This is a genomic window from Polaromonas sp. P1_A2 (assembly GCF_056406895.1).
In genome coordinates, this window is the sequence record NZ_JBFTZI010000008.1 from 23,700 (window position 1) to 49,379 (window position 25,680).

Annotated in this window: 26 protein-coding genes; 20 read left to right on the plus strand and 6 right to left on the minus strand. The window is 65.1% G+C overall.

Going from position 1 to position 25,680, the window contains the following annotated elements:
- Positions 1-50 precede the first annotated feature (50 nt).
- Positions 51-980: a LysR family transcriptional regulator gene (locus tag AC1D09_RS22530; protein WP_477664543.1), complete on the plus strand. Its 930-nt coding sequence runs from the start codon at positions 51-53 to the stop codon at positions 978-980.
- A 25-nt stretch (positions 981-1,005) separates the two neighbouring features.
- Here AC1D09_RS22530 and AC1D09_RS22535 read toward each other — a convergent pair whose 3' ends face one another.
- Positions 1,006-2,409, minus strand: a complete 1,404-nt coding sequence (locus AC1D09_RS22535) for an esterase-like activity of phytase family protein (RefSeq protein WP_477664542.1) — start codon at positions 2,407-2,409, stop codon at positions 1,006-1,008.
- Positions 2,410-2,516: 107 nt separating this feature from the next.
- On the opposite strand from AC1D09_RS22535, the gene AC1D09_RS22540 reads away from it, so the two are divergent.
- From AC1D09_RS22540 to AC1D09_RS22560, 5 genes are all read left to right on the plus strand, one after another.
- On the plus strand, positions 2,517-3,035 hold the full coding sequence (locus AC1D09_RS22540) for a phosphatidylglycerophosphatase A family protein (RefSeq protein ID WP_477664541.1): 519 nt from the start codon (positions 2,517-2,519) through the stop codon (positions 3,033-3,035).
- 56 nt (positions 3,036-3,091) lie between these two features.
- Entirely contained in the window at positions 3,092-3,547 is a 456-nt protein-coding gene (locus AC1D09_RS22545; RefSeq protein WP_477664550.1) for a CinA family protein, read from the plus strand.
- A gap of 83 nt (positions 3,548-3,630) precedes the next feature.
- Positions 3,631-4,122: a nuclear transport factor 2 family protein gene (locus AC1D09_RS22550; protein ID WP_477664540.1), complete on the plus strand. Its 492-nt coding sequence runs from the start codon at positions 3,631-3,633 to the stop codon at positions 4,120-4,122.
- Between the two features lie 62 nt (positions 4,123-4,184).
- A complete protein-coding gene (locus AC1D09_RS22555) occupies positions 4,185-5,117 on the plus strand; it encodes an alpha/beta fold hydrolase (protein ID WP_477664539.1) in 933 nt (310 codons plus the stop codon).
- Between the two features lie 20 nt (positions 5,118-5,137).
- On the plus strand, positions 5,138-5,611 hold the full coding sequence (locus AC1D09_RS22560; protein ID WP_477664538.1) for an OsmC family protein: 474 nt from the start codon (positions 5,138-5,140) through the stop codon (positions 5,609-5,611).
- 18 nt (positions 5,612-5,629) lie between these two features.
- On the opposite strand, the gene corA is transcribed toward AC1D09_RS22560, so the two are convergent.
- Together corA and AC1D09_RS22570 are read right to left on the minus strand one after the other, a co-directional pair.
- Positions 5,630-6,616, minus strand: a complete 987-nt coding sequence (gene corA, locus AC1D09_RS22565; protein ID WP_007872834.1) for a magnesium/cobalt transporter CorA — start codon at positions 6,614-6,616, stop codon at positions 5,630-5,632.
- Between the two features lie 233 nt (positions 6,617-6,849).
- Complete coding sequence (locus tag AC1D09_RS22570) at positions 6,850-8,067, minus strand: patatin-like phospholipase family protein (protein ID WP_477664537.1); 1,218 nt, start codon at positions 8,065-8,067, stop codon at positions 6,850-6,852.
- Between the two features lie 466 nt (positions 8,068-8,533).
- Between AC1D09_RS22570 and hpf the strand changes: the two genes are divergently transcribed.
- The 3 genes from hpf (at position 8,534) to hprK (ending at position 10,541) form a co-directional block, all read left to right on the plus strand.
- Complete coding sequence (gene hpf, locus AC1D09_RS22575) at positions 8,534-8,863, plus strand: ribosome hibernation-promoting factor, HPF/YfiA family (RefSeq protein WP_007872838.1); 330 nt, start codon at positions 8,534-8,536, stop codon at positions 8,861-8,863.
- A gap of 217 nt (positions 8,864-9,080) precedes the next feature.
- The gene (locus AC1D09_RS22580; RefSeq protein WP_477656096.1) at positions 9,081-9,554 is read left to right on the plus strand and encodes a PTS sugar transporter subunit IIA; all 474 of its coding nucleotides are present in this window, start codon (positions 9,081-9,083) and stop codon (positions 9,552-9,554) included.
- A 36-nt stretch (positions 9,555-9,590) separates the two neighbouring features.
- On the plus strand, positions 9,591-10,541 hold the full coding sequence (hprK, locus tag AC1D09_RS22585; RefSeq protein WP_007872844.1) for an HPr(Ser) kinase/phosphatase: 951 nt from the start codon (positions 9,591-9,593) through the stop codon (positions 10,539-10,541).
- A gap of 48 nt (positions 10,542-10,589) precedes the next feature.
- On the opposite strand, the gene fur is transcribed toward hprK, so the two are convergent.
- Positions 10,590-11,045, minus strand: a complete 456-nt coding sequence (fur, locus tag AC1D09_RS22590) for a ferric iron uptake transcriptional regulator (protein WP_477664536.1) — start codon at positions 11,043-11,045, stop codon at positions 10,590-10,592.
- A 125-nt stretch (positions 11,046-11,170) separates the two neighbouring features.
- Here fur and AC1D09_RS22595 point away from each other — a divergent pair, with 125 nt between their 5' ends.
- The 6 genes from AC1D09_RS22595 (at position 11,171) to AC1D09_RS22620 (ending at position 16,966) form a co-directional block, all read left to right on the plus strand.
- Complete coding sequence (locus AC1D09_RS22595) at positions 11,171-11,746, plus strand: outer membrane protein assembly factor BamE (protein ID WP_477664535.1); 576 nt, start codon at positions 11,171-11,173, stop codon at positions 11,744-11,746.
- Entirely contained in the window at positions 11,743-12,576 is an 834-nt protein-coding gene (gene dapB, locus AC1D09_RS22600) for a 4-hydroxy-tetrahydrodipicolinate reductase (RefSeq protein WP_477664534.1), read from the plus strand. Before AC1D09_RS22595 ends, dapB begins: the two co-directional genes overlap by 4 nt.
- Before the next feature lie 39 nt (positions 12,577-12,615).
- Positions 12,616-13,257, plus strand: a complete 642-nt coding sequence (locus AC1D09_RS22605; protein WP_477664533.1) for a MotA/TolQ/ExbB proton channel family protein — start codon at positions 12,616-12,618, stop codon at positions 13,255-13,257.
- 5 nt (positions 13,258-13,262) lie between these two features.
- On the plus strand, positions 13,263-13,697 hold the full coding sequence (locus AC1D09_RS22610; protein WP_477664532.1) for an ExbD/TolR family protein: 435 nt from the start codon (positions 13,263-13,265) through the stop codon (positions 13,695-13,697).
- Between the two features lie 108 nt (positions 13,698-13,805).
- A complete protein-coding gene (gene leuS, locus AC1D09_RS22615) occupies positions 13,806-16,430 on the plus strand; it encodes a leucine--tRNA ligase (RefSeq protein ID WP_477664531.1) in 2,625 nt (874 codons plus the stop codon).
- A gap of 29 nt (positions 16,431-16,459) precedes the next feature.
- Complete coding sequence (locus AC1D09_RS22620; RefSeq protein WP_477664530.1) at positions 16,460-16,966, plus strand: LPS-assembly lipoprotein LptE; 507 nt, start codon at positions 16,460-16,462, stop codon at positions 16,964-16,966.
- Between the two features lie 16 nt (positions 16,967-16,982).
- Here the strand turns inward: AC1D09_RS22620 and rocF are convergent, their stop codons facing one another.
- Complete coding sequence (gene rocF / locus AC1D09_RS22625; protein ID WP_477664529.1) at positions 16,983-17,897, minus strand: arginase; 915 nt, start codon at positions 17,895-17,897, stop codon at positions 16,983-16,985.
- Positions 17,897-18,985, minus strand: coding sequence for an ornithine cyclodeaminase (locus tag AC1D09_RS22630; RefSeq protein WP_477664528.1), 1,089 nt, complete (start codon positions 18,983-18,985; stop codon positions 17,897-17,899). The genes rocF and AC1D09_RS22630 overlap by 1 nt, the downstream gene beginning before the upstream one ends.
- 138 nt (positions 18,986-19,123) lie before the next feature.
- Between AC1D09_RS22630 and AC1D09_RS22635 the strand changes: the two genes are divergently transcribed.
- The 5 genes from AC1D09_RS22635 (at position 19,124) to AC1D09_RS22655 (ending at position 25,658) form a co-directional block, all read left to right on the plus strand.
- The gene (locus AC1D09_RS22635; RefSeq protein WP_477664527.1) at positions 19,124-19,546 is read left to right on the plus strand and encodes an Lrp/AsnC family transcriptional regulator; all 423 of its coding nucleotides are present in this window, start codon (positions 19,124-19,126) and stop codon (positions 19,544-19,546) included.
- A gap of 28 nt (positions 19,547-19,574) precedes the next feature.
- A complete protein-coding gene (gene holA / locus AC1D09_RS22640) occupies positions 19,575-20,663 on the plus strand; it encodes a DNA polymerase III subunit delta (RefSeq protein WP_477701245.1) in 1,089 nt (362 codons plus the stop codon).
- Between the two features lie 113 nt (positions 20,664-20,776).
- Positions 20,777-22,030, plus strand: coding sequence for a glutamate-5-semialdehyde dehydrogenase (locus AC1D09_RS22645; RefSeq protein ID WP_477663734.1), 1,254 nt, complete (start codon positions 20,777-20,779; stop codon positions 22,028-22,030).
- A gap of 151 nt (positions 22,031-22,181) precedes the next feature.
- Complete coding sequence (gene gshA, locus AC1D09_RS22650) at positions 22,182-23,477, plus strand: glutamate--cysteine ligase (protein ID WP_074578810.1); 1,296 nt, start codon at positions 22,182-22,184, stop codon at positions 23,475-23,477.
- Positions 23,478-23,789: 312 nt separating this feature from the next.
- Positions 23,790-25,658, plus strand: coding sequence for a potassium transporter Kup (locus tag AC1D09_RS22655; RefSeq protein ID WP_074578808.1), 1,869 nt, complete (start codon positions 23,790-23,792; stop codon positions 25,656-25,658).
- Positions 25,659-25,680: the final 22 nt, after the last annotated feature.

A 25,680-nucleotide genomic window follows, 5' to 3' on the forward strand; every position in this document is an offset into this window, starting at 1 on the left:
CCCGCGGCGCAAATGCGTCTTGCACCAGGCGCAAAACAAAAAGCCCGGCGATGGGTAATATGGCCGGCATGCGGAACCTGAACTTTGACGACATGCACCTGTTCGCACGCGTGGCCGAGCTGGGCAGCTTCTCGGCCGCGGCCCGCGCGCGCGGCGTGCCTGTCAGCCAGGTGTCCCGCGCCATCGCCCGCATCGAAAAAACCTGCAATGCGCGGCTGGTGCAGCGCAGCACGCATGCGCTGACCCTCACGCCCGAGGGGGAGACTTTTCTCGGCTACTGCCGGCGCATGACACACACACTGGACGACCTGGAAGGCGAGTTCGCCAGCCAGAGCGGCGAGGCCAGCGGCTGGGTGCGGGTGGCGGCCAGCACGGTGATGGCCGAATACCTGCTGGTGCCCAGCCTCGAAGGGCTGAGCCAGCGCCATCCGCAGGTTCGTGTGGAACTGAAGGTGGACGACCGCCTGGTGGACATGGTGCGCGACGGTGTCGACATCGCGATCCGCAGCGGAACGCACACCAACGAGAACACGGTAATGCGCCAGATCGGCACGCATGGGCGCAGGCTATACGCCACGCCGAGCTATCTGGAGGCCCACGGCACGCCCGAGCACCCCGACGACCTGGGCCGGCACCGCCTGATCAGTAACAGCGGCGCGACCACGCTCAACCGCTGGCCCTTCATCATCGACGGCCAGCCCGTGGTGATCACGGCAGACGGCCATTGGCGCGCCGACTCCACCGGCACCACCAGCCAGCTGGCCCTTCAGGGTCTGGGCATAGCGCGCTTTGCCATGCTGGCGGCCGAGCCCCTGGTGCGGCGCGGCCTGCTGGTGCCGGTACTGCCGGGCTTTGTCGACGAGCAGCCCGTGCCCATCCATGCCGTGACGCTGGGCGGGCGCCATCGGCTGCCGAAAATCCGTGCCTGCATAGACTATTGGGCCGAGTGGTTCAGCCACGAAGGAGACTTGATCCGCTGACCCCCTGCCGGTTGATTCGGCCGGGTTATCTGGCGTCGACCAACGCGCGGATATCCAGCAAAGTCAGCTCATTGGCATCGGGCTTGCCGATTTCACGGCCCGATGAATACGGAAAATTGTTGTCGTTGACCAGCACGACGTGGGTCGCATCCACTATCGCCAGGCCCTCAGGGCCCAGGTGCGGCAGCGAAAACACCGCTTCATTGGGCCCCAGCTTCGCGAGGCGCTGCGGGTTGGCGATGCGGGTCAGGTCGATATAAGCCACTTTGCGCACAAAACCATCGGCATCGGCGGCCGCCAAGTCTATCTTGTAGACGCGCTTGAAACGCGCGGGCCGCGTGAAGCAATCGGTGCGCGCTTCGCCCGGGCAGGCCGGCGCCTGGCCTTCGGTGCTGTCGTCGCGCTCTATCACCAGGCCGGTGGTGGCGTCCAGCAGCTGGAAGTCGGCCGCGACATTGCCCACTTCCTCGAGCAAGTACTTCCACTGCTTGCCGGTGTAGCTGCCCGAGGCCGCGTCCACCTCGTTGATGCGCACATAGGTCTTGTCACCGGATTTTTCGACGCTTTTGGCCGTGGTGTCGAACAGCGGGCCTTCAAACATGGGATAAAGCTTGCTGCCGTCGGGTGACTTGGCCATGCCCTCAAAACCGTTGGAGCGGCGCACCTCGAACAAGGCTTCGCCGGGCAGGTTGGGTAGGCGGCCCTGCATGTAGTGGTCGGGCGAGGCCAGCAGCTTGCCCTTGATGACGGTTTCGATCACGCCCAGCACCCGGCCCTGGAAGTCGGTGCGCAGCAGGTAGGGGCCGTATTCGTCGCCTATCCACCATTCATTGCCCACCACCTGCAGGGATTCGGGGTCGAAATCGATGCCCGTGAGGTAGCGCCGCGAGGTGTTTTCGTTCTGGATGTGGAAAGGAATACGCTTATGGGGGTCGCTCAGGAAGGTCGTGCCGCGGCGCAGGACCCGGCCCTTGCCCCAGTCCACGGACAACCGGTGCACCATCAGCAGCGCGTCCTGCGAATTGACCTTGTTGCCGAAGCCGTTGTCGGTCAGCGCCAGGAACTCTCCCTTGCCCAGCGAGACGATGCCCGAAAAACCCTGCACCGACTGGCCCTTCATGGGCAGCGCGCCGCCGGAGGCGCGCGGGTATTTGGGGTCGCCGACAAAGGTGTTGGCGTTTTCGCTGCCGAGCTGCTCGTTGCGCTGGCGTTTGGCATTGGCGAATTTGCCCGCCGTGGCGAAAAAAGGCCCCGCATCGCGCGGCGCCGCCACCGAAGCATCGGCGGCCAGGGACGCATGGCCCGCCAGCACGGCCTCCACGGCCGGCGCCGTCTGGGCGCGGCCGCTGCCGGCCGCCAGGCACAGCGCGCAGGCGGCGGCCAGGGTCAAGGCGTTCATCTTGTTCAAAACCTGTTTGTGCTTGCTCATCCCGAATTCCCTCTTGTCTGCTGAATCGCAGGACTGTGCCGGCCGCGTGTGAAACCGCTGTGACAAAATCAGCCACTGCCCCGGGCATTCGCCGCCCACCCCCACACATGACCGACACCACGCCGCCGCCCGCCTTCCGGCCTACCGCGAAATTCCTGCTGACGCATCCCGCGCACTTCATTGCCCTGGGCTTTGGCGCCGGCCTGAGCCCGGTCGCGCCCGGCACGGCCGGCACGCTCTGGGCCTGGCTGGCCTTTCTGGTGCTGCAGCAGTGGCTCACGCCGGCCGAGATGGGCTGGCTGATCGCCGCCTCCACGCTGGCCGGCTGGTGGGCCTGCACCGTGACGGCCAAGGCCATGAAGGTGCTGGACCCGGGCAGCATCGTCTGGGACGAAGTCGTGGCCTTCTGGCTGGTGCTGTGGCTGGTGATGCCGGCGGACTTCGGGGCCCAGCTGGCCGCGTTCGGGCTGTTCCGCTTTTTTGACGCCGTCAAACCCGGCCCCGTGGCCTGGGCCGACCAAGCCTTCAAGGGCTTTAATTGGCGCGGTGGCTTTGGCATCCTGTTTGACGACTTCGTGGCGGCGTTTTGCACGCTGCTGGTGATCGCGCTCTGGAGGTTCTGGTGAACGGCGTAGCCGGGCTGGCCGGACAGCTCGCCGGCCTGCTGCAGGCCCAGGGCCGCATGCTGGCCACCGCCGAAAGCTGCACCGGCGGCATGATTTCCGCGGCCTGCACCGACCTGGCCGGCTCCAGCAACTGGTTTGAGCGCGGCTTTGTCACCTATTCCAACGAAGCCAAGACGGATTTGCTGGGCGTCCCGTCCCCGCTGATCGCCCGCCACGGCGCGGTCAGCGAGGAAGTGGCGCGTGCCATGGCCGCCGGCGCCATCAGCCACTCACGCGCGCAGGTGTCCGTGGCGGTCACCGGGGTGGCTGGCCCGACGGGCGGTAGCGCCGCCAAACCCGTGGGTACGGTATGGTTTGGCTTCGCGCTGCCGGGGCGGCTGGTGTCGGAAGTCAGGCGCTTTGACGGCGACCGGGCCGCGGTGCGCGGCGCCACGGTGGCGCACGCGCTGCGGCGGCTGCTGCAATTGCTGCAAGAGCCGGAGGCGCCGGAAGCGCCGCAAGAAGCCGGCTGACGCCTGAGTGACGCCCGCCCCGCGCCGGCCGCTATAGAGTTCGCGGACCCGATCCTCACCGACATCCCCGACCAGGAGACAGCATGCATCCCAACCAGATCACCCTCGAGAATTTCTACGCCTCCTTCGCCCGCCTCGACTCGGACGCCATGGCCGCCTGCTACGCGCCCGATGCCCAGTTCGACGACGAGGCCTTCTCGCTGCGCGGCCACAAGGAGGTCACCGGCATGTGGCACATGCTCTGCGATGTGACCAAGGCCAAGGGCGCCGACGTCTGGAAGCTGAAATGGAGCGGTATCGAGGCCGGCGCGCAGACCGGCAAGGCGCACTGGGAGGCCGACTACCGCTTCAGCGCCACCGGGCGCATGGTGCATAACGTGATCGACGGCCAGTTCGAGTTCAACGAACAGGGGCTCATCAGCCGCCACCGCGACCGCTTCGATTTCTGGGCCTGGTCGCGCCAGGCGCTGGGCACGCCCGGCCTGCTGCTGGGCTGGGCGCCTTTTCTGCGTAACAAAGTGCGGGCCCAGGCGGCCGCGAATCTGCAAAAATATCTGGCGTCGCGTCCCGCATGAGACGGGGCACGCGGAACGCGACGCTAGCCCAACGCAAGAGTTGAATCTCACCGGGAGGCTCCATGAGCTGGTTTGACGGGTTTGAGCTGCGCAACTTCGAAGTGAACGGCGCATCCATCAATGCGCGGGTTTCCCGTGTGGTGCCCGGCGACCCGGTACGCCCGGCCCTGTTGCTGCTGCACGGCTTTCCGCAGTCGCATGTGATGTGGCACCGCGTGGCCCAGCGCCTGGCCGGCGACTATTTCCTGGTGATGCCCGACCTGCGCGGCTACGGCGACTCCTCCAAGACGGCGGGCCTGCCCGACCACAGCAATTACAGCAAGCGCAACATGGCGCACGACATGATTGGCGTCATGGATGCGCTGGGCGTGAACCGCTTCTTCCTGTGCGGCCACGACCGCGGCGGGCGTGTGGCGCATCGGCTGGCACTGGACCACGCGGCGCGCGTGCCCAAGCTCTGCATCATCGACATCGCGCCCACGCTCGACATGTATGAGGGCCGCAGCATGACCGAACCCTATATGGCCTTTGCCCGCGCCTATTACCACTGGTTCCATATGCTGCAGCCCGCGCCGCTGCCCGAGATCATGATGGGCGCCAACCACCCGGAAACCGCCAAGGCCTACCTGCACGCCAAGCTGGGCGGCTGGGGCAGCGCCGGGCTGAACTACATCGAGCCGCGGGCGCTGGCCGAATACGAGCGCAGCTTTTGCAACGCCGAGGCACTGCACGCCGCCTGCGAGGACTACCGCGCCAGCGCCGGCATAGACCTGGAGCATGACCGCGACGGGCGCGCGCAGGGCCTGAAGCTGGCCTGCGCGCTGCTGGTGCTGTGGGGCGAGCGAGGTGTGGTGCACCGCCTGTTCGACCCGCTGGCGCTGTGGCAGGCGCAGTGCAGCGGCGAAGTCAGCGGCCAGGCCATGGCGGCCGGGCATTTCATTCCCGAAGAGCAGCCCGAGGCCACCGCGCGGGCGCTGCGCAACTTCTTCCACTGATCCACTCCGGGCCTAGCAACATGTCGCACTACACCGCACAAACCTTGTGGGAACGCAAGGACGCCAATTTCCTGGACAACCGCTACAGCCGCCGCCACCTGCTGCGATTTGACGGCGGCCTGGAGGTGCCCGGCTCGTCCTCGCCCAGCGTCGTGCCGCTGCCCATGTCCGACGCGTCGGCGCTGGACCCGGAAGAAGCTTTTGTGTCCGCGCTGTCAAGCTGCCACATGCTGTGGTTCCTGACCATGGCCGTCAAGCGCAAGTTCCGCGTGGACCGCTACTTCGACGCGGCAGTCGGCGTCATGGAAAAGAACGCGCAAGGCAAGGTCGCCATGACCGTGGTCACGCTGCATCCCGAAGTGGCGTTTTCCGGCGAGCACCAGCCCAGCCGCGAAGAGCTGGCCAAGATGCACCACGACGCGCACGAGGCCTGCTTCATCGCCAACTCGGTGAAGACCGAGGTGCGCTGCGAGCCGGTCTACGGCGACGCATGAGCGGCCGCGGCGCGGCGGCTACTTCAGCCAGCCGCGTTTCCTGAAGTACCACATCGGCACGACGGCGCTGGCCACCATCAGCAGGATGGCGTAGGGATAGCCCAGCGACCAGTCCAGCTCGGGCATGAGCTTGAAGTTCATGCCGTAGACGCTGGCGATCAGCGTGGGCGGCAGCAGCGCGACGCTGGCCACCGAGAAGATCTTGATGATCTTGTTCTGGTTGATGTTGATGAAACCGACCGTCGCATCCATCAGGAAGTTGATCTTGTCGAACAGGAAGGCGGTGTGCGAGTCCAGCGAGTCGATGTCGCGCAGGATCTGCCGCGCCTCCTCGAACTGCTCGGCATTGAGCATCTTGCTGCGCATCATGAAGCTGACGGCGCGGCGCGTGTCCATCATGTTGCGGCGTATGCGGCCGTTCAAGTCTTCGTGGCGGGCGATGCTGCCCAGCACTTCGCCGGCCAGCGCGTCGGTCACGTCGCCCGACAGCACCTGGGTGCTGACTTTCTCGAGCTCGACGTAAATGCCTTCCAGCGTGTCGGCCGAGTATTCGGCGTCGGCGTCGAACAGCTTGAGCAGCACCTCCTTGGCATCCTCGATCAAGCCGGGGGCGCGGCGCGCGCGCATGCGCAGCAGCCGGAACACCGGCACGTCCTCGTCGTGGATGGAGAACAGCACGCCCTTGCTCTTGAGGTCGTCGTTGACAAGGTTCAGGATGAAGGCCACGCGCACGGTGCGCGGCTCGGCGTCGTCGGCGATCAGGAAGTCCGAGCGTATGTGCAACTCGCCGTTGTCTTCCTCGTAAAAGCGCGCAGACTCCTCGATGTCCTCGTCCATCGCGTCTTCCGGGATGGACAAGCCGTAGTACTGCTTGATCCAGCGTTTTTCTTCGAGGGTTGGAGATTCCAGGTCCACCCAGATGGGCTGGAACCGGGAGAGTTCTTCCAGGGATTCGATTTCTTCCTGGAAAAGCCGGCCGTTGGCGAGCGTGAAAATATTGAGCATGACTGACTGCCTATCGGTTCAGGGGGCTGCACACAAGGCCTGCGCTCGGGCCTTGCGCAAAGCGCGGTAAAGGGGCGGTGGGATGGTGCATCGCTTTCAACCCCCTTTTGAACGTGAGCCTTTGCAAGGCTTGCGTCAGTCTGCGGTGTTGAAAGCTAGCGACTAGGGCTGCTTTCCAAGGATTTCTCCGTAATTGAACAGCGGCGATTATGGCATTTCAGGTCCGGCTTAGGCTACATAAAAAAGGCGATGAGCTCGTCCTTGCGCGCATAGGCATCGCGCTCGCCCAGCGCCATCAGCGCCTTCACAAAGCCCGGCTCGAACAGCAAGTAGCTGGCCAGCGCCGCGCCGCCGGGGCTGCCCTTGGCGCCCAGCGCGCCCAGGCCCGCCAGGGCGTTGTAGGTCGCCGCGGGCAGTTCGGACGCATGGGCCTGCGCCAGCGCGTCCAGCGATTGCGAGGGCGCGATCGCCAGGATGTCCACCGGCCGGTAGGGCATGATGGCCGCGATCTCGCGCGGCATCTGGCGCACGGTCTTGCTGACACGCTGCGCCTGCTCCACGTCGGCCTGCAGCGTATCCTGGAAAACGCTGGCCATGGCATGGCCGGCAATCGCGCCCAGCGAAGGCCGGCCGGTGACGCTGGCGCCGTTGCCGCCGCCCACAAAGCCGGCGCGTTCGGGCTGGCCCACGCCTATCACCAGCACCTTGCCGGCGCCCAGGTGCAGCGCGGGCGACAGCGGCGAGCTCTGGCGCATGGAGCCGTCGCCAAAGAACTCGGGATGGCCGTCCACCCACAGCGGCGTGGCCGGAAACAGGAAGGGGATGGCGCTGGAAGCCATCAGGTGCTCGATGGTGATGGGCTGGAATTCAGCGCGGCGCCCCGGGCGGCTCCACAGGTCGGACTGCCGGCCCGCCGCCATCTGGCAGAAGGTCCAGTGCACGCCGCTGCTGTAACTTGAAGCCGTGACGGCCACGGCGCGCAGCGTCCTGTCCTGCAGGGCCTGCTCGATGCGGCCCAGCGAGATGGTGCGGTGCAAGGTGTCCACCAGCGGCGTGTTGTCCAGCAGCGCCTGCTGCGCCCGCACCTGCTGCGACAGAAACAGCGCCGCGGCGATGCGGCTCGAGCGTATCCAGGCCGGCACCTTGAGTTTGTAGACATGCGAGGACCGCAGCGTGGTCCAGAAGGCCGCCAGCTGGGCAAAGGCCTGCAGGCCTTCGCCGGCGCGGCTGGCCAGGAAAGCGGCATTGAGCGCGCCGGCCGAGGTGCCCACCAGGATGCTGAATGGAAAACGCTCGCCGGCCGCGCCGCCCTGCAGGCTCAGCATGGTCGACAGCGCATGCAGCACGCCAGCCTGGTAGGCGGTGCGGGCTCCGCCGCCCATGAGCACCAGGGCATTGCGCTCCTCGTCGGGCCGGGTCAATGCGGAGGAAATAATGGTCTCAAGCGACATGGCCGGGCCTGGTCGGAGGCGAACAAGGGAAGAGCAGGCGGTGCATGGTCGTGAAGAGGCCTGTTGTTATGGTTTTCCTACAGCCGGGCACACAGCGGCCCGGTCCTGGATGGGCCTTGTTTCGGCCCCGGAGCAGCCAGCGTGAACCTTGTCCGCATGATGCCGCCCATGCGGATTTCCCGCAAGCCTGGCACCCGCGCTCGCATGGCGCCGGCCGCAAAAAGCCTGCGAAATCAAGCGCTTGCCGCGCCCGCGGGGGCGGCGCCCCGGCCGGCTTCGCGGAGGCGGCGCCATACCGGTCAAGTGGATTTTCAGAAGGTTTCATTATTTATTGCAAGCCCGGTTGCAATTGACGGCCTTCGGGCGCATAGTAAATCCAAGAGCGTTGTCCCCGTCTGCCGCCCTCCCCTCACGGGCCGGGTGGCGTTTTCAACCCCAGCTCCAACTTTGGAAAAGGAGTCTCTTTATGAACTTGACGATCAGCGGTCACCATCTTGAAGTCACCCCCGCGCTGCGCGGCTATGTGACCAGCAAGCTGGATCGGATTACCCGGCATTTCGACCAGGTAGTGGACGTAAAAGTCCTGTTGACAGTGGACAACATGAAAGAAAAGGAAAGACGCCAGCGGGCCGAGTGCAATGTGCATGTCAAGGGCCGCGACCTGTTCGCCGAGAGTTCCCACGCTGATCTTTACGCCGCCGTAGACGAGTTGACCGACAAGCTGGACCGCCAGGTCGGACGCTACAAAACCAGAACCCAGGACCACCACCACGTTGCCGCCAAGCGCCAGGCCTGAAGGGCCTACCCGTTTTTTGCCCGAGCCGGTGCGCCGCCCCGCCAAGGGTGCGCGCTGTTCCCGACGCGGCTCGATTGGAGAGTCCGCCTTGGCGACCGGCACCGGGTTTGCGCAAGTTGCATGAAAAAAGCCGCTTGAAGGCTCAAGCGGCTTTTTTATGCCTCTTTTCCCAGCAAACCCGCTGCAAAGTGCATAATTCGGCGACTAAAAGATTGTTATGAACCGTCTTTCGCAAATTTTGCCCCCCTCCCAAGTGCTGGTCAGCGTCGAAGCGACCAGCAAAAAGCGTGCTTTTGAAGAAGCCGGGCTGCTGTTCGAGAACCAGCACGGCCTGAACCGGGCGCTGATCACCGACAGCCTGTTCGCCCGTGAACGCCTGGGCTCAACCGGCCTCGGCCATGGGGTGGCGATTCCGCACGGCCGCATCAAAGGGCTCAAAGCCCCCATGGCGGCGGTGTTCCTGCTGCAGTCGCCGATCGGCTTTGACGCGCCGGACGAACAGGCCGTGGGCCTGCTGATCTTCCTGCTGGTGCCCGAAGCCGCCACGCAAAAACACCTCGAGATCCTCTCGGAAATCGCCGAACTGCTCAGCGACAGCACCTTGCGCGAGCAGCTCAAGACCAGCACCGATGCCGCTGGACTGCACCACCTGATCGCTTCCTGGCACTCGGTCCACGAAGTCAGCTCCTAGCCCGCACCGGGCTCTTTTCCCGCACCACAGGCCGGCATGAAGCCCACCGTTGTCAGCGCCGACGTTTTATTTGAAGACCACCGCGCCTCCCTGAAATGGGAATGGGTCGCCGGCCTGGGCGCCTCCGAGCGGCGCTTCGACGAAGTCGCCGTGCGGGCCGCCCGCTCCGGCGCCGACCTGGTCGGCTACCTCAACTACATCCACCCCTACCGCGTGCAGATTCTGGGCGAGCGCGAGGTCGCCTACCTGACCAACGCCAGCCCCGAGGACTGCGCCCGCCGCATCTCCCGCATCATCACACTGGAGCCGCCGGTGCTGGTCGTGGCCGACGGCCAGGTGGCGCCCGACACGCTGCTGTCCATGTGCGAGCGCGCGCAGCTGCCGATGTTTTCCACGCCGGAGTCGGCCGCCTTCGTGATCGATGTGCTCAGGGCCTACCTGTCCAAACATTTCGCCGACCGCACCTCCATGCACGGCGTGTTCATGGACATCCTGGGCATGGGCGTGATGATCACCGGCGAGTCGGGCCTGGGTAAAAGCGAGCTGGGCCTGGAGCTGATTTCGCGCGGCCACGGCCTGGTGGCCGACGACGCGGTGGACCTGTACCGCATCAACCAGACCACGATCGAGGGGCGCTGCCCCGAGCTGCTGCAAAACCTGCTTGAAGTGCGCGGCATAGGCCTGCTCGACATCAAGGCGATTTTTGGCGAGACGGCGGTGCGCCGCAAGATGCGCCTCAAGCTGATCGTGCACCTGGTGCGCCGCGAGACGCTGGAGCGCGACTACGAACGCATTCCCTATGAACCGCTGACGCAGGACGTGCTGGGCATACCGGTGCGCAAGGTCATCATCCAGGTGGAGGCCGGCCGCAACATCGCCGTGCTGGTCGAGGCCGCGGTGCGCAACGCGATTTTGCAGCTGCGCGGCATCAATACTTACCAGGAATTCGTCGAAAGGCACCGACGAGCCATGGAACAGGATGATTAGAAGGCGCGAATAAACCTTCTGCGCTTTGCCGGATTACCCCCGAACCCCTCAAGAATGGTGGTGCCTGACCGGCGTGCCAGTGCTGCGGTTGGGGCATTTGTCCTTGGTGCAGTTGGCGTAAATGGACAGGGAGTGGTCGGCGATGGCGAAGCCCTTGGTTTTGGCGACCAGCTGCTGGCGTTTTTCGATCTCGGCGTCGTAGAACTCCTCGACCTTGCCGCAGTCCAGGCACACCAGGTGGTCGTGGTGCTGGCCTTCGTTGATCTCGTAAACCGCCTTGCCGGACTCGAAGTTGCTGCGATTGAGCAGGCCGGCCTGCTCGAACTGGGTCAGCACCCGGTAAACGGTGGCCAGGCCGATATCCGAGCGTTCTTCGAGCAGGACCCGGAACACGTCTTCGGCCGTCATGTGGCGCTGTTTGCCCGCCTGAAAAATTTCCAGGATCTTCAGGCGCGGCAGCGTGGCCTTCAAACCCGTGTTTTTCAGCTCGTCAATGTTGCTCATGGGAAAACTCTCTGGGTAAAACCGGTGTAAAGCGGCAATGCGGCCCGTCCGGGCAGATGCCGGCCGGGAGCCCCCAGCCGCTACAATGAACAATCATATCGCTACACCCCCTTACTATGTCAGCCATGCCTGCAAATCATCGTTACGGCGCCCGAACCGCTTTCCTGCTCCTGGCTTGCACGGTGCTGGCGTCCTGCAGCAGCCTGAGCGGCATGAGCGCCAGCTCCGCCAACCCGATCAACTGGGTCACACCCTACAAGGTCGACGTGATCCAGGGCAACTTCGTGTCCAAGGAGCAGGTCGAGCAGCTCAAAGCCGGCATGACGCGCGACCAGGTCAAGGCCACGCTGGGCACGCCGCTGATGGCCAGCCTGTTCCACGCCGACCGCTGGGACTACGTCTTTACGCTCAAGCGCCAGGGCGTGGAACCCCAGTCCTACAAATACACCGTGTTCTTCAAGAACGACCAGCTGGAACGTTTTGAAGGCGACGCCATGCCGAGCGAAACCGAATTCATCGCCAAGCTGGGCAACCGGCGCAAACTGGGCGAGGTGCCCGTGCTTGAAGCCACCGAAGAGCAGCTGGTCAAGGCCGCCGGAAAATCCAAGCCGGCTGCGGACAGCACCGCCGCAACGTCCGCGAACGTGCCCGCCGGCGCGCCGGCCGCCAGCTACCCTCCCCTCGAAAGCCCGAAACAGTGAGCGGGGCGGTTGCCAACCAGGCCCGCCGCCACCGGGTCGCGGTGGCGGGTGCCAGCGGCCGCATGGGCCAGATGCTGATCGAGGCAATCAACGCCAGCACCGACTGCCAGCTGACCGGCGCGCTTGACCTGGCCTCCAGCCCGGCTATAGGCGCCGACGCCGCCGCGTTCACCGGCCGCGCCAGCGGCGTGGCCATCAGCGCCGATATCCGCCAGGGGCTGAAAGACTCCCGCGTGCTGATCGACTTCACCCGCCCCGAAGGCACGCTGGCCCACCTGGCGGCCTGCCGCGAGATGGGCGTCAAGCTGGTCATAGGCACCACCGGCTTCTCCGATGCGCAGAAAGCCGAAATCGCCGCCGCCGCCAAGGATATCGCCATCGTCATGGCGCCCAACATGAGCGTGGGCGTCAACGTCACGTTCAAGCTGCTCGAGATGGCGGCCCAGGCACTTTCGACCGGCTACGACATCGAGATCGTCGAAGCCCACCACCGCCACAAGGTCGACGCGCCTTCGGGCACCGCGCTCAAGATGGGCGAGGTCATCGCCGGCGCGCTGGGCCGCGACTTGAAGGACTGCGCCGTCTATGCCCGTGAAGGCGTGACCGGCGAGCGCGACCCGCTGTCCATCGGCTTTTCCGCCGTGCGCGGCGGCGACGTGGTGGGCGACCACACCGTGATGTTCCTGGGCACCGGCGAACGCATCGAGATCAGCCACAAGTCGTCCAGCCGCAGCAACTACGCCCAGGGCAGCCTGCGCGCCACCCGTTTCCTGGACGGGCACGCCACCGGGCTTTTCGACATGTTCGACGTGCTGGGCCTGAAAAAATAAGCGCGGCCCGGGCCGCGGCAACTCAAAGGTGTGACCCACATGGATTTCCTGAGCCTCATGACCCAAGGCGGCGTCGTCAGCCAGCTGGTGGCCATCCTGCTGCTGGCCATGTCGGTGGCGAGCTGGGTCGTGATCCTCTGGAAAACCTGGCTGCTTCAGCGCGCCGCCGGCGACGTGGCGCGCAGCACCGCGGCCTTCTGGCAATCGGCCTCGATGGAACAGGCCGCTGAAAAAGTCGCCGCCTTCGACCGCGAAGCGCTGGTGCTGCCGCTGATCGCCGCGACCAAACTCCCGGCCGCCGGCACGCTGGCCACGGCGGGCGACAAGTCCCAGCAACTGACCCGCGTGCTGCGCGACGCGCTGCACGCCGTGCTGCACAAGCTGCAATTCGGCCAGGTGCTGCTGGCCACCGTCGGCTCCACCGCGCCTTTCGTGGGGCTGCTGGGCACGGTCTGGGGTATTTACCACGCGCTGGTCGGCATCGCCTCGGCCGGCCAGATCACCATCGACAAGGTCTCGGGCCCCGTCGGCGAGGCCCTCATCATGACGGCCGCCGGCCTGGCCGTGGCCATCCCGGCCGTGCTGGCCTACAACATCTTCGGCCGCTCCATAGGCCGCATCGAAGCCGACCTGGAAGGCTTCGCGCGCGATTTGCGTGAACTTGTGGCACACAAGGCCTGACGACCATGGCTTTTGGACGCCTTGAACGCACCCAGGGCCCGCAGCCCATGAGCGAGATCAACGTCACGCCGCTGGTGGACGTGATGCTGGTGCTGGTGGTCATCTTCATCATCACTGCGCCCCTGCTGGCCAGCAGCATACGGCTGGACCTGCCCAAGAGCGACGCCGCCAAGCCGGCCGACACCCCGAAATTCGTCACGCTGGTGGTCGACAAATCCGGCCAGGCTTTCCTGAACGACAAACCCCTGAACACCGACGAACTCGCGGGCCGGCTGCGTGAGACCGCCGCCCAGGACCCCGAGACCGAGGTCCAGCTGCGGGCCGACGAGGGTGTGCCCTATGGCAAGGTGGTGCAGGTGATGGGCCTGGCGCAAAAAGCCGGGCTCAACCGCATAGGCTTTGTGGCCGACAACCCTTCCGCCTCGGCCCCGAACCGCTAAACCACGCCGGTACGGCCCAGCCCCTAAAATCGGGGATTCCCGGCAACGGCCCGCGCCGCCCGGCCTTTTTCCTGTTTCCTGTTCCGCTTTCCGCCTTCCCGGTTCTCCATGCAAGACAAATACAACCATCTCGACGTTGAGCGCGACGCTCAAGCCCACTGGACCGCCGCCGACGCCTACCGCGTGACGGAGGATGCCGGCCGCAAGAAATACTACGCCTGCTCCATGCTGCCCTACCCCAGCGGCAAGCTGCACATGGGCCATGTGCGCAACTACACCATCAACGACATGCTCACGCGCCACCTGCGCATGAAGGGCTACAACGTGCTGATGCCCATGGGCTGGGACGCCTTCGGCCTGCCGGCCGAAAACGCCGCCATGAAAAACGGCGTGCCGCCGGCCCGCTGGACCTACGACAACATCGCCTACATGAAAAAGCAGATGCAGGCGATGGGGCTGGCCATCGACTGGAGCCGCGAGGTCGCCACCTGCGACCCGGACTACTACAAGTGGAACCAGTGGCTGTTCCTGAAGATGCTGGAAAAAGGCATTGCCTACCGCAAGACCCAGGTCGTGAACTGGGACCCGGTCGACCAGACCGTGCTGGCCAACGAACAGGTCATTGACGGCAAGGGCTGGCGCACCGGCGCCACCGTGGAAAAGCGCGAAATCCCGGGCTATTACCTCAAGATCACGGCCTACGCCGAAGAGCTGCTCGACAGCGTCAGCCACGAGCTGCCCGGCTGGCCCGAGCGCGTCAAGCTGATGCAGGAAAACTGGATAGGCAAAAGCGAAGGCGTGCGCTTTGCCTTCACGCACGACATCCAGGATGCCTCCGGCACGCTGATCGGCGACGGCAAGATGTACGTCTTCACCACGCGCGCCGACACCATCATGGGCGTGACCTTCTGCGCCGTGGCGCCCGAGCACCCGCTGGCCCTGCATGCCGCCGCCGCCAGCCCCAAGGTCGCGGCCTTCATCGAGGAAAGCAAGGCCGGCGGCACGACCGAAGCCGAACTCGCCACGCAGGAAAAGAAAGGCGTGCCCACGGGCCTTTTTGTCACGCACCCGCTCACCGGCGGCAAGGTCGAAATCTGGGTCGGCAACTATGTGCTGATGAGCTACGGCGACGGTGCCGTCATGGGCGTGCCGGCGCACGACGAGCGCGACTTCGAGTTCGCCAAAAAATACGGCCTGCCCATCAAGCAGGTGGTCGACGTCAAGGGCCAGGCCTACAGCCTGGAGGCCTGGGCCGACTGGTACGGCGACAAGCAGCAGGGCATCACCATCAATTCCGGCAAATACGACGGCTTGTCCTTCAAGGCGGCCGTGGAGGCCGTCGCGGCCGACCTCGCGGCCAAGGGCCTGGGCGAGAAAAAGACCACCTGGCGCCTGCGCGACTGGGGCGTGAGCCGCCAGCGCTACTGGGGCACGCCGATTCCCATCATCCACTGCGAAGAGCACGGCGCCGTGCCGGTGCCGGAAAAAGACCTGCCCGTGGTGCTGCCGCAAGACTGCGTGCCCGACGGATCCGGCAACCCGCTGCACAAACACGCGGGCTTTCATGCCGGCGTGGTCTGCCCCGTCTGCGGCAAGCCCGGGCGCCGCGAGACCGACACCATGGACACCTTTGTCGACTCGTCCTGGTACTTCATGCGCTACTGCGATCCGAAGAACAGCGACAAGATGGTGGCCGAAGGCGCCAATTACTGGATGCCCATGGACCAGTACATAGGCGGCATCGAACACGCCATCCTGCACCTGCTTTATGCGCGCTTCTGGACCAAGGTCATGCGCGACCTGGGCCTGGTAAAGGTCGACGAGCCGTTCACCAAGCTGCTCACGCAGGGCATGGTGCTCAACGAAGCCTTCGCGCGCACCACCACCGGCAAGCAGTATTTCTGGGCGCACGAGCTCGACATCGTGCGCGACGAGCACGCCAAGGTGCTCTCCGCCACCGCCAAGGCCGACGGCCTGCCGGTGCCCTACGAGGGCTGGACCACCATGTCCAAGTCCAAGAACAACGGCGTCGACCCGCAGGACCTGATCGAAAAGTACGGCGCGGACACCGCCCGGCTCTACACCATGTTCACCGCGCCGCCCGACACCACGCTGGAGTGGAATGACGCCGCGCTCGAGGGCTCCTACCGCTTCCTGCGCCGCGTCTGGAATTTCGGCGTCAAGCTCGGCGCCGGCAAACAGCCCGAGGGCGGCGCGCCCGCGTTCGACAAGGACACCAAGGCCTTGCGCCTGGAGATCCACACGGTGCTCAAGCAGATCGACTACGACTACCAGCGCATGCAGTACAACACCGTGGTGTCGGGCAACATGAAGCTGCTCAACGCGCTGGAAGACTTCAAGGGCGCGGCCTCCGCCGGTTCGGACGCCGCCCTGCGCGAAGGCTTCGGCATCCTGCTGCGCTGCCTGTACCCGGCGACACCCCACCTGGCGCATGCGCTGTGGTCGCAGCTTGGTTATGCCGCGCAGCACGGCGAGCTGCTCGACGCGCCCTGGCCGCAGGTGGACGCCGCCGCCCTGCAGCAGGACGAGATCGAACTGGTGCTGCAGATCAACGGCAAGCTGCGCGGCGCCGTCACGGTGCCGGCCGGCGCCGACAAGGCCGCCATCGAGGCGGCCGCGCTGGCATCCGAGGCCTTTACCAAACAGGCCGCGGGCGCGCCCGCCAAAAAAGTGATCGTGGTGCCCGGCCGCCTGGTCAACATCGTCATCTGAGACCGTTTTAACGAAAAGAAGGCAAGCCCATGCAGCGTCGCGCATTCCTTTCCCTGTCGGCCGCGGCCGCCGCCCTCACGCTGGGCGGCTGCGGTTTCGCCCTGCGCAAGGCGCCCAACTTCGCCTTCAGCACGCTTTTTTCGTCCCTGGGCGAAAGCTCGGCGCTGGGCGTGGAGCTCAGGCGCTCCTTGCAATCGACCCGCAAGGTGGAGGTGATCTCCGACGTCCGCCGCATCAACGAAGCACAGGTGATCCTCGACGTGCTGGGCGACCAGCGCGAGAAGGTGGTGCTCAGCACCAACGCCTCGGGCCAGGTGCGCGAGTTCCAGCTGCGGCTGCGCTTTCGCTTCAAGCTGCGCACGCTGGCGGGCAAGGAATTGATTCCCGAGACCGAAATCCTGCAGCAGCGCGACATCAGCTTCAACGAATCCGCCGTGCTGGCCAAGGAAGCCGAGGAAGCCTTGCTGTACCGCGACATGCAAAGCGACGTGGTGCAGCAGATCATGCGCCGACTGGCGGCCGTGACGGAACTCTAGGCCGTGCCGGCGGGCATCAAGCCCGCATCAGGGTGCTCTTGCCGAACAGGCTTTCGATCAGGTCCACCGCGACTTCGGCCGTGCCGTTGCGCACGTCCAGCGCCGGGTTCAGTTCCATCACGTCCAGCGAGCCCAGCAGGCCGGTGTCGGCGATCATTTCCATGCACAGCTGGGCCTCGCGGTAGGTCGGCCCGCCCTTGATGGCGGTGTCCACGCCGGGCGCGATGGACGGGTCCAGGAAGTCCACGTCAAAGCTCACATGCAGATGCGTGTCGGCATCCATGCCGGCCAGCGCTTTTTCCATGGTGTGGCGCATGCCCATCTCGTCGATGTAGCGCATATCGAAGACCTCCAGCCCCTCCTGGCGCACAAAGCGTTTTTCGCCTTCGTCCACGCTGCGTATGCCGACCTGCCGTATCGCCGAGGGGCTCATGGCCGGCGTGGCGCCGCCTATGCCGGTAAGTTCGGCCGGGCCGTGGCCGCACAGCACGGCCACCGGCATGCCGTGCACATTGCCGGTGGGCGTGAGGGTGTTGGTGTTGAAGTCGGTGTGGGCGTCCAGCCAGAGCACGCGCAGTTTTTTGCCGCTGGCGCGGCAATGGCGCGCCACGGCGCTGATGGAGCCTATGCCCAGGCAGTGGTCGCCGCCCAGCAGGATGGGCAGGCGGCCCGCGGCCAGGCTCTGGTACATGGCCTCATGCACGGCCTTGTTCCATTCGACCACCTCCGCCAGGTGGCGGTAGCCGTCGGCCGGCGGCAGCCAGGGATTGGTCGGGCCGGCCAGGTTGCCGGTGTCGGCCACTTCCAGGCCGCGCGCGTGCAGCGCCTCGCGGATGCCGGCCACACGCAAGGCCTCGGGGCCCATGGAAGCGCCGCGGCTGCCCGCGCCTATGTCGGTGGGCGCGCCTATCAGGTCAACGGGAATGCTCATCAAGAGGTCATTTCAGGGATGGTATCGGGACGGGGTGCCTTGACTGTACGGGCTGCGGCCGGTGCCAGCAAGCCGAACAGGTCCTTGGGGTTGTCCAGGCGCGGCACCAGGTCGATCTGCCGGCGCAGGGCCGGGTCGGCCAGCTGCAGCTTGTGCAGGTAGCGCAGGGCCGAATAGTCCTCCAGCGCGAAACCGACCGAGTCGAATATCGTGACTTCTTCAGGCGAGGCGCGCCCCACGGCCGTGCCCTTGAGCACGTCAGCGAATTCGGCCACCTTGAAGTCCTCGGGCATCTGCTGGATTTCGCCCTCTATGCGCGACTGCGGCTCGAACTCGACCACCACGCGGGCGTCCTTGCGCAGCAGGATGTCGGCGTGCAGCTCGGTCTTGCCGGGGCAGTCGCCGCCCACGGCATTCAGGTGCATGCCGGGTTTGACCATCTCCGGCGTCAGGATCACGGCATTGCGCTTGTCGGCGGTGATGGTGGTCACGATGTCGGCGCCTTGCACGGCCTCGGCAGCGGAGCGGCACACCGTCACGCGCAAGCCCTGCAGCCCCATGGCGTGCAGATTGCGCGCCAGCTTGTCGCTGGCCACGGCATCGATGTCGAAGAGACGCATCTCGCGTATGCCCAGCATGTGGTGAAAGGCAATCGCCTGGAACTCGCTTTGCGCGCCGTTGCCGATGAGGGCCATGACGCGGCTGTCGGGACGCGCCATCCACTTCGCGGCCAGGGCCGAGGTGGCGGCGGTGCGCAGCGCGGTGGTGATGGTCAGCTCGGACAGCAGCAGCGGGTAGCCGGTATCCACATCGGCCAGCACACCAAAGGCGGTGACCGTCAGCAGGCCCAGCTCGGTGTTCTTGGGATGGCCGTTGACGTATTTGAAGGAGTACTGGTGGCCGTCGCTGGTCGGCATCAGCTCGATCACGCCGTCGGGCGAATGGATGGCGTGGCGCGCCGACTTGTCGAAATCGTTCCAGCGCCGGTAGTCATGCTCGATCTCGCCGGCCAGGCCTTCGATAAAGGAGGCGGCGCCGCGCTGGCGCACGATTTTCTGGATGCTTTCAATGCCAATGTAGTCAACCATGGTGGGGCTCCCATCTTTATGTTGATTTCCATTGTCCGCAACCCCCATGGCAAAGAAAAGTCAGTAGACTGATCAATTTCTCGGGTTGTTTGAACAAATAGTCAGCCCATATTGGCGTTTCGCCAATAAAATTGGCCTATGGACGATACCGACCGCCAACTGCTGTCCCTGCTGCGCGACAACGCCCGGGCCTCCGTCGCCTCGCTGGCCAAGGTGCTGCGGGTCTCGCGCGGCACGGTACAGAACCGGCTGGCCAGGCTGGAGGCCGACGGCACCATCACCGGCTACACGGTGCGCCTCAAGCCCCAGGCCGAGGGCCACCGCATACGCGCCTTCATGACGGTGGCGGTCGAGGGCAACCGCACCGACGCGGTGCTGGCCGCGCTGCGCGGCGACCCGGCCGTCAGCGCCCTGCACACCACCAACGGCCGCTGGGACATGGTGGCCGAACTGCAGGCCGACAGCCTGGAAGCCTTCGACCGCGTGCTGGGCCGCATACGCCTGCTCGAGGGCATTGCCAATACCGAGACCAGCCTGCTGCTGTCCACCACCAAGCTCTGACCCTGATCCGCCCGCTAAACTCCCCGACATGAATCTGGCCCCCGCCCAACTCCAGGAACACCTCAAGCGCGGCTTGAAGAGCCTGTACACCCTGCACGGCGACGAGCCCCTGCTGGTGCAGGAGTTCGCCGACGCGCTGCGCGCCGCGGCGCGCGCCCAGGGCTACACCGAGCGCACGGTGCACACCGTGGCCGGCGCGCATTTCGACTGGAGCGAGGTGCTGGCCAGCGGCGGCTCCTTGAGCCTGTTCGCCGACAAGCAGATCGTCGAGATCCGCATTCCCAGCGGCAAGCCCGGCAAGGACGGCTCGGTCGCGCTGCAGCAGATCGCCGAGCGCGCGCAGGGCGACGACAGCACGCTCACGTTGGTCATGCTGCCGCGGCTGGACAGCATGACAGCCAAGGGCGCCTGGTTCGGCGCGCTTGAGAGCTTCGGCATCACCGTCAAGTTCGACCCGATAGACAGGCGCAGCCTGCCGCAGTGGATCGCCCAGCGCCTGCAGCAGCAAGGCCAGCGCGTGGCCGCCGGCGAGGAAGGCCAGCGCACGCTGCAGTTTTTCGCCGACCGGGTCGAGGGCAACCTGCTGGCGGCGCACCAGGAAATCCAGAAGCTGGGCCTGCTCTACCCGGCCCAATCGGGCGGCAGCGACGGCGTTCTCAGCTTCGACCAAGTCGAGAACGCCGTGCTCAACGTGGCACGCTACGACGTCTTCAAGCTCTCCGAAGCCGTGCTGGGCGGCCAGGCCGTGCGCGTGGCGCGCATGCTGGACGGCCTGCAATCCGAGGGCGAGTCCGAGGTGCTGGTGCACTGGGCGCTGGCCGAAGACATCCGCAGCATGAAACGCGTGAAGGACGCCATTAGCGCAGGCCGGCCCATGCCCATGGCGCTGCGCGAAAACCGCGTCTGGGGCATCAAGGAAAAATTGTTCGAGCGCGTGCTGCCGCAGATCGGCGACACCACCCTGGCCAATCTGCTGCACGCCGCCCACAAGGTCGACGGCATCGTCAAGGGCTTGAAGCAGCCCGACTGGCCCGCCGACGGCTGGCAGGCCCTGCACCGGCTGGCAGGCATGGTGTGCGAGCAATGCGCGGCACCGGGCCGCACCCGCCAGGCATAGCCCCCGGCGCCGTGGGCGCCCTGCGGCAGGCCTAAAATGGCCCCATGAACGCGCCCGACTCCCACCAAGCCCTTTCTTCTTCCAGCGATATCGCGGGCGATGTCGCAGGCCTGATGGAACTGCTGGGCTCCCGGGCCAAGGCGGCTTCGGCCGAGATCGCGCGCGCGCCGGCCGCCGCCAAGAACAAAGCCCTGCTGAACCTGGCCAAGTCGCTGCGCAAAAACACGGCGGCGCTGGAGGCCGCCAACCAGCGCGACCTGGAGCGCGCGACAACCGCCGGCCTGGCCGGTCCCCTGCTGGACCGGCTCAAGCTCACGCCCAAGATCATTGACACCGTGGCCCAGGGCTGCGAGCAGCTGGCCGCCATGGCCGACGTGATCGGCGACATCATCGGCATGAAGGAGCAGCCCAGCGGCATACGTGTGGGCCAGATGCGCGTGCCCATAGGCGTGTTCGGCATGATTTACGAAAGCCGGCCCAATGTGACGATAGAGGCCGCCTCGCTCGCGATCAAGAGCGGCAACGCCTGCATACTGCGCGGCGGCTCGGAAGCCATTGAATCGAACAAGGCGCTGGCCGCGCTGGTGCAGCAAGCCCTGGCCGACGCCGACCTGCCGCCCGACGCCGTGCTGCTGGTGCCCACCACCGACCGCGAGGCCGTCGGGCAGCTGATCGCCATGCCGCAGTATGTGGACGTCATCATCCCGCGCGGCGGCAAGGGCCTGATTGAACGCATCAGCCGCGATGCCAAGGTGCCCGTCATCAAGCACCTGGACGGCAACTGCCATGTGTATGTCGACGACCCTTGCGATATCGACATGGCCGTGAAAGTAGCCGACAACGCCAAAACCCAAAAATACAGCCCCTGCAATGCCAGCGAAGGTTTGCTGGTCGCGCGCGGCGTGGCGGCGCAGTTTCTGCCCAAAATCGGCGCGATTTACACCGCCAAGGGCGTTGAAATGCGCTGCGATGCCGAGTCGCAGGCCATTCTGGCGGGCGTTAAAGGCGCCAACCTGACGGCCGCGACGGAACAGGACTGGTACGAGGAATACCTGGCGCCCATCATCAGCATCAAGGTGGTGGACGGGATTGATGAAGCCATCGCCCACATCAACCACTACTCCAGCCACCACACCGACGCCATCCTCACGCGCGACCACATGCACGCCCAGCGCTTTCTGCGCGAGGTGGATTCGGCCAGCGTCATGGTGAATGCGAGCACCCGCTTCGCCGATGGTTTCGAGTTCGGGCTGGGTGCCGAGATCGGCATCAGCACCGACAAATTCCACGCGCGCGGGCCGGTCGGCATTGAGGGGCTTACCTCCCTCAAATATGTGGTGCTGGGGCAGGGCGAAGTGCGCTCCTGAGGGCATGCCGGGCCGCGAAGCCGGCCCACGGATTTTTGGATGGCTTGGCTGGCGTTACCCCTTGTAACCCAGGCACCGCATCCCAATCTCCCTAGAATTCGGTCAGCTATAGCCGAAGCAAATAACAGAATCACCTATCGAAAGTGGCCGAATGGTTCCGCACCTCATCACCGCCCTGAACGGCCCCATCAACGAACTCGAACAACGCGTGCTGGACTCCACCCCGGCCATCGAGCGCTGGTTCCGGCTGGAGTGGATGGAGCACACGCCGCCGTTCTACAGCTCGGTCGACATCCGCAACGCGGGCTTCAAGCTGGCCCCGGTGGACACCAACCTGTATCCCGGCGGCTGGAACAACCTGACGCCCGAAATGCTGCCGCTGGCGGTGCAGGCCGCCATGGCCGCGATCGAAAAAATCTGCCCCGAAGCGCGCAACCTGCTGGTCGTGCCCGAGAACCACACGCGCAACAGCTTTTACCTGTCCAACGTGCTGCAGCTCAAGCGCATCTTCCACCAGGCGGGCCTGAATGTGCGCTTCGGCTCGCTGAGCCCCGAGATCAAGGCGCCCACCACACTGAACCTGCCGACCGGCGAGACCATCACCATCGAGCCGCTGATACGCACCGACAGGCGCCTGGGCCTGAAGGACTTCGACCCCTGCACCATCCTGCTGAACAACGACCTGTCGGCCGGCATCCCGGGCATCCTGGAAGACGTCAACGAGCAGTACCTGCTGCCGCCGCTGCACGCGGGCTGGTCGGTGCGCCGCAAGTCGCACCACTTCAAGGCTTATGAAGAAATCTCCAAGCGCTTCGGCAAGCTGCTGGGCATAGACCCCTGGCTGATCAACCCCATGTACGCGCAGTGCGGCGAGGTCAACTTCGCCGAAAACACCGGCATGGAGTGCCTGACCACCAATGTCGATGCGCTGCTGACCAAGATCAAGCGCAAGTACAAGGAGTACGGCATCAACGAAAAGCCCTTTGTCGTCGTCAAGGCCGACAACGGCACCTACGGCATGGGCATCATGACGGTGCGCGACGTCAAGGACCTGGACGCGCTGAACCGCAAGACCAAGAACAAGATGAGCACCACCAAGGATGGCCAGGCGCTGTCCGAAGTGATCATCCAGGAAGGCGTGCTGACCAACGAGCGCGTCAACGACGCGGTGGCCGAACCCGTGGTCTACATGATGGACCGCTATGTGGTCGGCGGTTTTTACCGCGTGCATGCCGAGCGCGGCGTGGACGAAAACCTCAACGCGCCCGGCGCCAGCTTTGTGCCGCTGGCCTTTGCCGACAGCGGCCGCCTGCCGCAGCCCGGCGAAAAACCCGGCTCCAGCAGCCCCAACCGCTTCTATATGTATGGCGTGATCGCCCGGCTGGCCATGCTGGCGGCAAGCTACGAACTCGAAGCCACCGACCCGGACGCCGAGGTTTACGACTGAAAAACCCCCGCAAGGGGGTTTTTTGATGGCTTTTTAGGATTTTTCGGGGCCGCCCCCCATGCGCTATAGGCGGCCTACTATTAAATACATAGCATTAACCGGCAATAGGCCGGAGACAGCCCCAAGCACGTGCTGCGCCCTCCTCTTGTTACAAGTTGTTGCGGTGCAACAAAATCGGGATTAGTTGGATTTAGGGGTGCCCGCCGACTTGCAAGCCGGGTCCCCGGGCGCAAAATAGCGTTCCCAAAGGTAACCATTCCCGCCCGCTTGGGACCCGTTTGAACGGGCCTGGCGCAAAGACGGGAAGTTTTTGTGTCTAGTCAAAAATCATCACTCGCGGCGCTCACCCTGGGCGCCATCGGTGTCGTCTACGGCGACATCGGAACCAGCGTTCTGTATGCCGTCAAGGAAGTTTTCGGTTCCGGGCATGTTCCCTTCACCCCCGACAACGTCTACGGCATCCTGTCCATTTTCTTCTGGACGCTGACCGTCATCGTTTCCATCAAGTATGTGGCGCTGGTCCTGCGCGCCGACAACAACGGCGAAGGCGGGCTGATCGCCATGCTGGCGCTGGCCTCCACCGCGGTGAAGGACAAACCCCAGCTGCGCCGCACCCTGCTGGTCGTGGGCATTTTCGGCACCTCGCTGTTTTACGGCGACGGCGTCATCACCCCGGCGATCTCGGTGCTGTCGGCGGTCGAGGGCCTGGAAGTCGTCTCGCCGGCCTTCAAGCAGGGCGTGATCCCCATCACCCTGATCATCCTGTTTGCCCTGTTCGCGGTGCAAAAGCACGGCACCTCCGGCATAGGCCGGTTTTTCGGGCCCATCACGCTGATCTGGTTCGCCGTGCTGGCCTTGCTGGGCATTTCGCAGATCGCCACCAACCCCCACATCCTGGTGGCACTGAGCCCGCACTACGCCGTCATGTTCATGTGGGCCAATCCCGGCACCACCTTCATCATCCTGGGCGCCGTGGTGCTGTGCGTGACCGGCGCCGAGGCGCTGTACGCCGACCTCGGCCACTTCGGCAAAAAACCGATACGCCTGGCCTGGTTCTCGGTGGTCATGCCCTCGCTGGTGCTCAATTACTTCGGCCAGGGCGCGCTGCTGATCAGCAACCCCGCCGCCGTGAAGAACCCTTTTTACCTGATGGCGCCCGAATGGGCACTGCTGCCGCTGGTGGGCCTGGCCACCATGGCCACGGTGATCGCCTCGCAGGCCCTGATCACCGGCGCCTTCAGCGTGACCAAACAAGCCATCCAGATGGGCTACCTGCCGCGCCTCAACATTCAGCACACCAGCGTGCGCGACACCGGCCAGATCTACATGCCCTTCGTCAACTGGGGCCTGTTCATCACCATCGTGCTCGCGGTGGTGATGTTCCGCTCGTCCAGCAACCTGGCGGCCGCCTACGGCATCGCGGTCTGCACCGACATGCTGATCACCACCATCCTGACCTTCTACGTGATCCGCTACGGCTGGAAGTATCCGCTGAGCCTGTGCATCGCCGCCACCGGCGTTTTCTTCCTCGTCGACTTCGCCTTCTTCGCCTCCAACCTCATGAAGCTGTTCGCCGGCGGCTGGTTCCCGCTGGTCATAGGCGGCGCCGTCTTCACGCTGATGATCACCTGGAAGGAAGGCCGCCACCTGCTCAATGAAAAACTGCGCGCCGACGCGATAGACCTGCCCAGCTTCCTGGACGCCGTTTTTGTAAGCCCGCCGGCCCGCGTCGAAGGCACGGCCGTGTTCCTGACCGCCGAACCCGGCAGCGTGCCCAACGCACTGCTGCACAACCTCAAGCACAACAAGGTGCTGCACGAGCAGAACCTGTTCGTCACGGTGCGCAACCACGAGATTCCCTGGATAGGCATGAACAAGCGCCTGGAGATCCAGGCGCTAGGACATGACTGCTGGCAGGTCAATGTGCACTACGGTTTCAAGAACGACCTGGACCTGCCCAAGGCCCTGCAGCAGATCAAGGGCCGCGGCTGCGAGCTGGAATCCATGACCACCAGCTACTTCCTCTCGCGCGACACCGTGATCCCGACGATTGGCAGCGGCATGGCGCCGTGGCGCGAGAAGCTGTTTGCGCAGATGCACCACAACGCCAGCGGCGCGGCCGATTTCCTAAATTTGCCGAACAACTCCGTGGTGGAGCTGGGCAGCAAGATTGAGATCTGACGCCCGCCTGCGAGGGCGAGCA

Excerpts from the sequence above, each read along its gene's own strand:
- AC1D09_RS22530 (WP_477664543.1), top strand. The coding sequence starts at position 51 with ATGGGTAATATGGCCGGCATGCGGAACCTGAACTTTGACGACATGCAC.
- AC1D09_RS22535 (WP_477664542.1), bottom strand. The coding sequence starts at position 2,409 with ATGAGCAAGCACAAACAGGTTTTGAACAAGATGAACGCCTTGACCCTG.
- AC1D09_RS22540 (WP_477664541.1), top strand. The coding sequence starts at position 2,517 with ATGACCGACACCACGCCGCCGCCCGCCTTCCGGCCTACCGCGAAATTC.
- AC1D09_RS22545 (WP_477664550.1), top strand. The coding sequence starts at position 3,092 with ATGCTGGCCACCGCCGAAAGCTGCACCGGCGGCATGATTTCCGCGGCC.
- AC1D09_RS22550 (WP_477664540.1), top strand. The coding sequence starts at position 3,631 with ATGCATCCCAACCAGATCACCCTCGAGAATTTCTACGCCTCCTTCGCC.
- AC1D09_RS22555 (WP_477664539.1), top strand. The coding sequence starts at position 4,185 with ATGAGCTGGTTTGACGGGTTTGAGCTGCGCAACTTCGAAGTGAACGGC.
- AC1D09_RS22560 (WP_477664538.1), top strand. The coding sequence starts at position 5,138 with ATGTCGCACTACACCGCACAAACCTTGTGGGAACGCAAGGACGCCAAT.
- corA (WP_007872834.1), bottom strand. The coding sequence starts at position 6,616 with ATGCTCAATATTTTCACGCTCGCCAACGGCCGGCTTTTCCAGGAAGAA.
- AC1D09_RS22570 (WP_477664537.1), bottom strand. The coding sequence starts at position 8,067 with ATGTCGCTTGAGACCATTATTTCCTCCGCATTGACCCGGCCCGACGAG.
- hpf (WP_007872838.1), top strand. The coding sequence starts at position 8,534 with ATGAACTTGACGATCAGCGGTCACCATCTTGAAGTCACCCCCGCGCTG.
- AC1D09_RS22580 (WP_477656096.1), top strand. The coding sequence starts at position 9,081 with ATGAACCGTCTTTCGCAAATTTTGCCCCCCTCCCAAGTGCTGGTCAGC.
- hprK (WP_007872844.1), top strand. The coding sequence starts at position 9,591 with ATGAAGCCCACCGTTGTCAGCGCCGACGTTTTATTTGAAGACCACCGC.
- fur (WP_477664536.1), bottom strand. The coding sequence starts at position 11,045 with ATGAGCAACATTGACGAGCTGAAAAACACGGGTTTGAAGGCCACGCTG.
- AC1D09_RS22595 (WP_477664535.1), top strand. The coding sequence starts at position 11,171 with ATGCCTGCAAATCATCGTTACGGCGCCCGAACCGCTTTCCTGCTCCTG.
- AC1D09_RS22605 (WP_477664533.1), top strand. The coding sequence starts at position 12,616 with ATGGATTTCCTGAGCCTCATGACCCAAGGCGGCGTCGTCAGCCAGCTG.
- AC1D09_RS22610 (WP_477664532.1), top strand. The coding sequence starts at position 13,263 with ATGGCTTTTGGACGCCTTGAACGCACCCAGGGCCCGCAGCCCATGAGC.
- leuS (WP_477664531.1), top strand. The coding sequence starts at position 13,806 with ATGCAAGACAAATACAACCATCTCGACGTTGAGCGCGACGCTCAAGCC.
- AC1D09_RS22620 (WP_477664530.1), top strand. The coding sequence starts at position 16,460 with ATGCAGCGTCGCGCATTCCTTTCCCTGTCGGCCGCGGCCGCCGCCCTC.
- rocF (WP_477664529.1), bottom strand. The coding sequence starts at position 17,897 with ATGAGCATTCCCGTTGACCTGATAGGCGCGCCCACCGACATAGGCGCG.
- AC1D09_RS22630 (WP_477664528.1), bottom strand. The coding sequence starts at position 18,985 with ATGGTTGACTACATTGGCATTGAAAGCATCCAGAAAATCGTGCGCCAG.
- AC1D09_RS22635 (WP_477664527.1), top strand. The coding sequence starts at position 19,124 with ATGGACGATACCGACCGCCAACTGCTGTCCCTGCTGCGCGACAACGCC.
- holA (WP_477701245.1), top strand. The coding sequence starts at position 19,575 with ATGAATCTGGCCCCCGCCCAACTCCAGGAACACCTCAAGCGCGGCTTG.
- AC1D09_RS22645 (WP_477663734.1), top strand. The coding sequence starts at position 20,777 with ATGGAACTGCTGGGCTCCCGGGCCAAGGCGGCTTCGGCCGAGATCGCG.
- gshA (WP_074578810.1), top strand. The coding sequence starts at position 22,182 with ATGGTTCCGCACCTCATCACCGCCCTGAACGGCCCCATCAACGAACTC.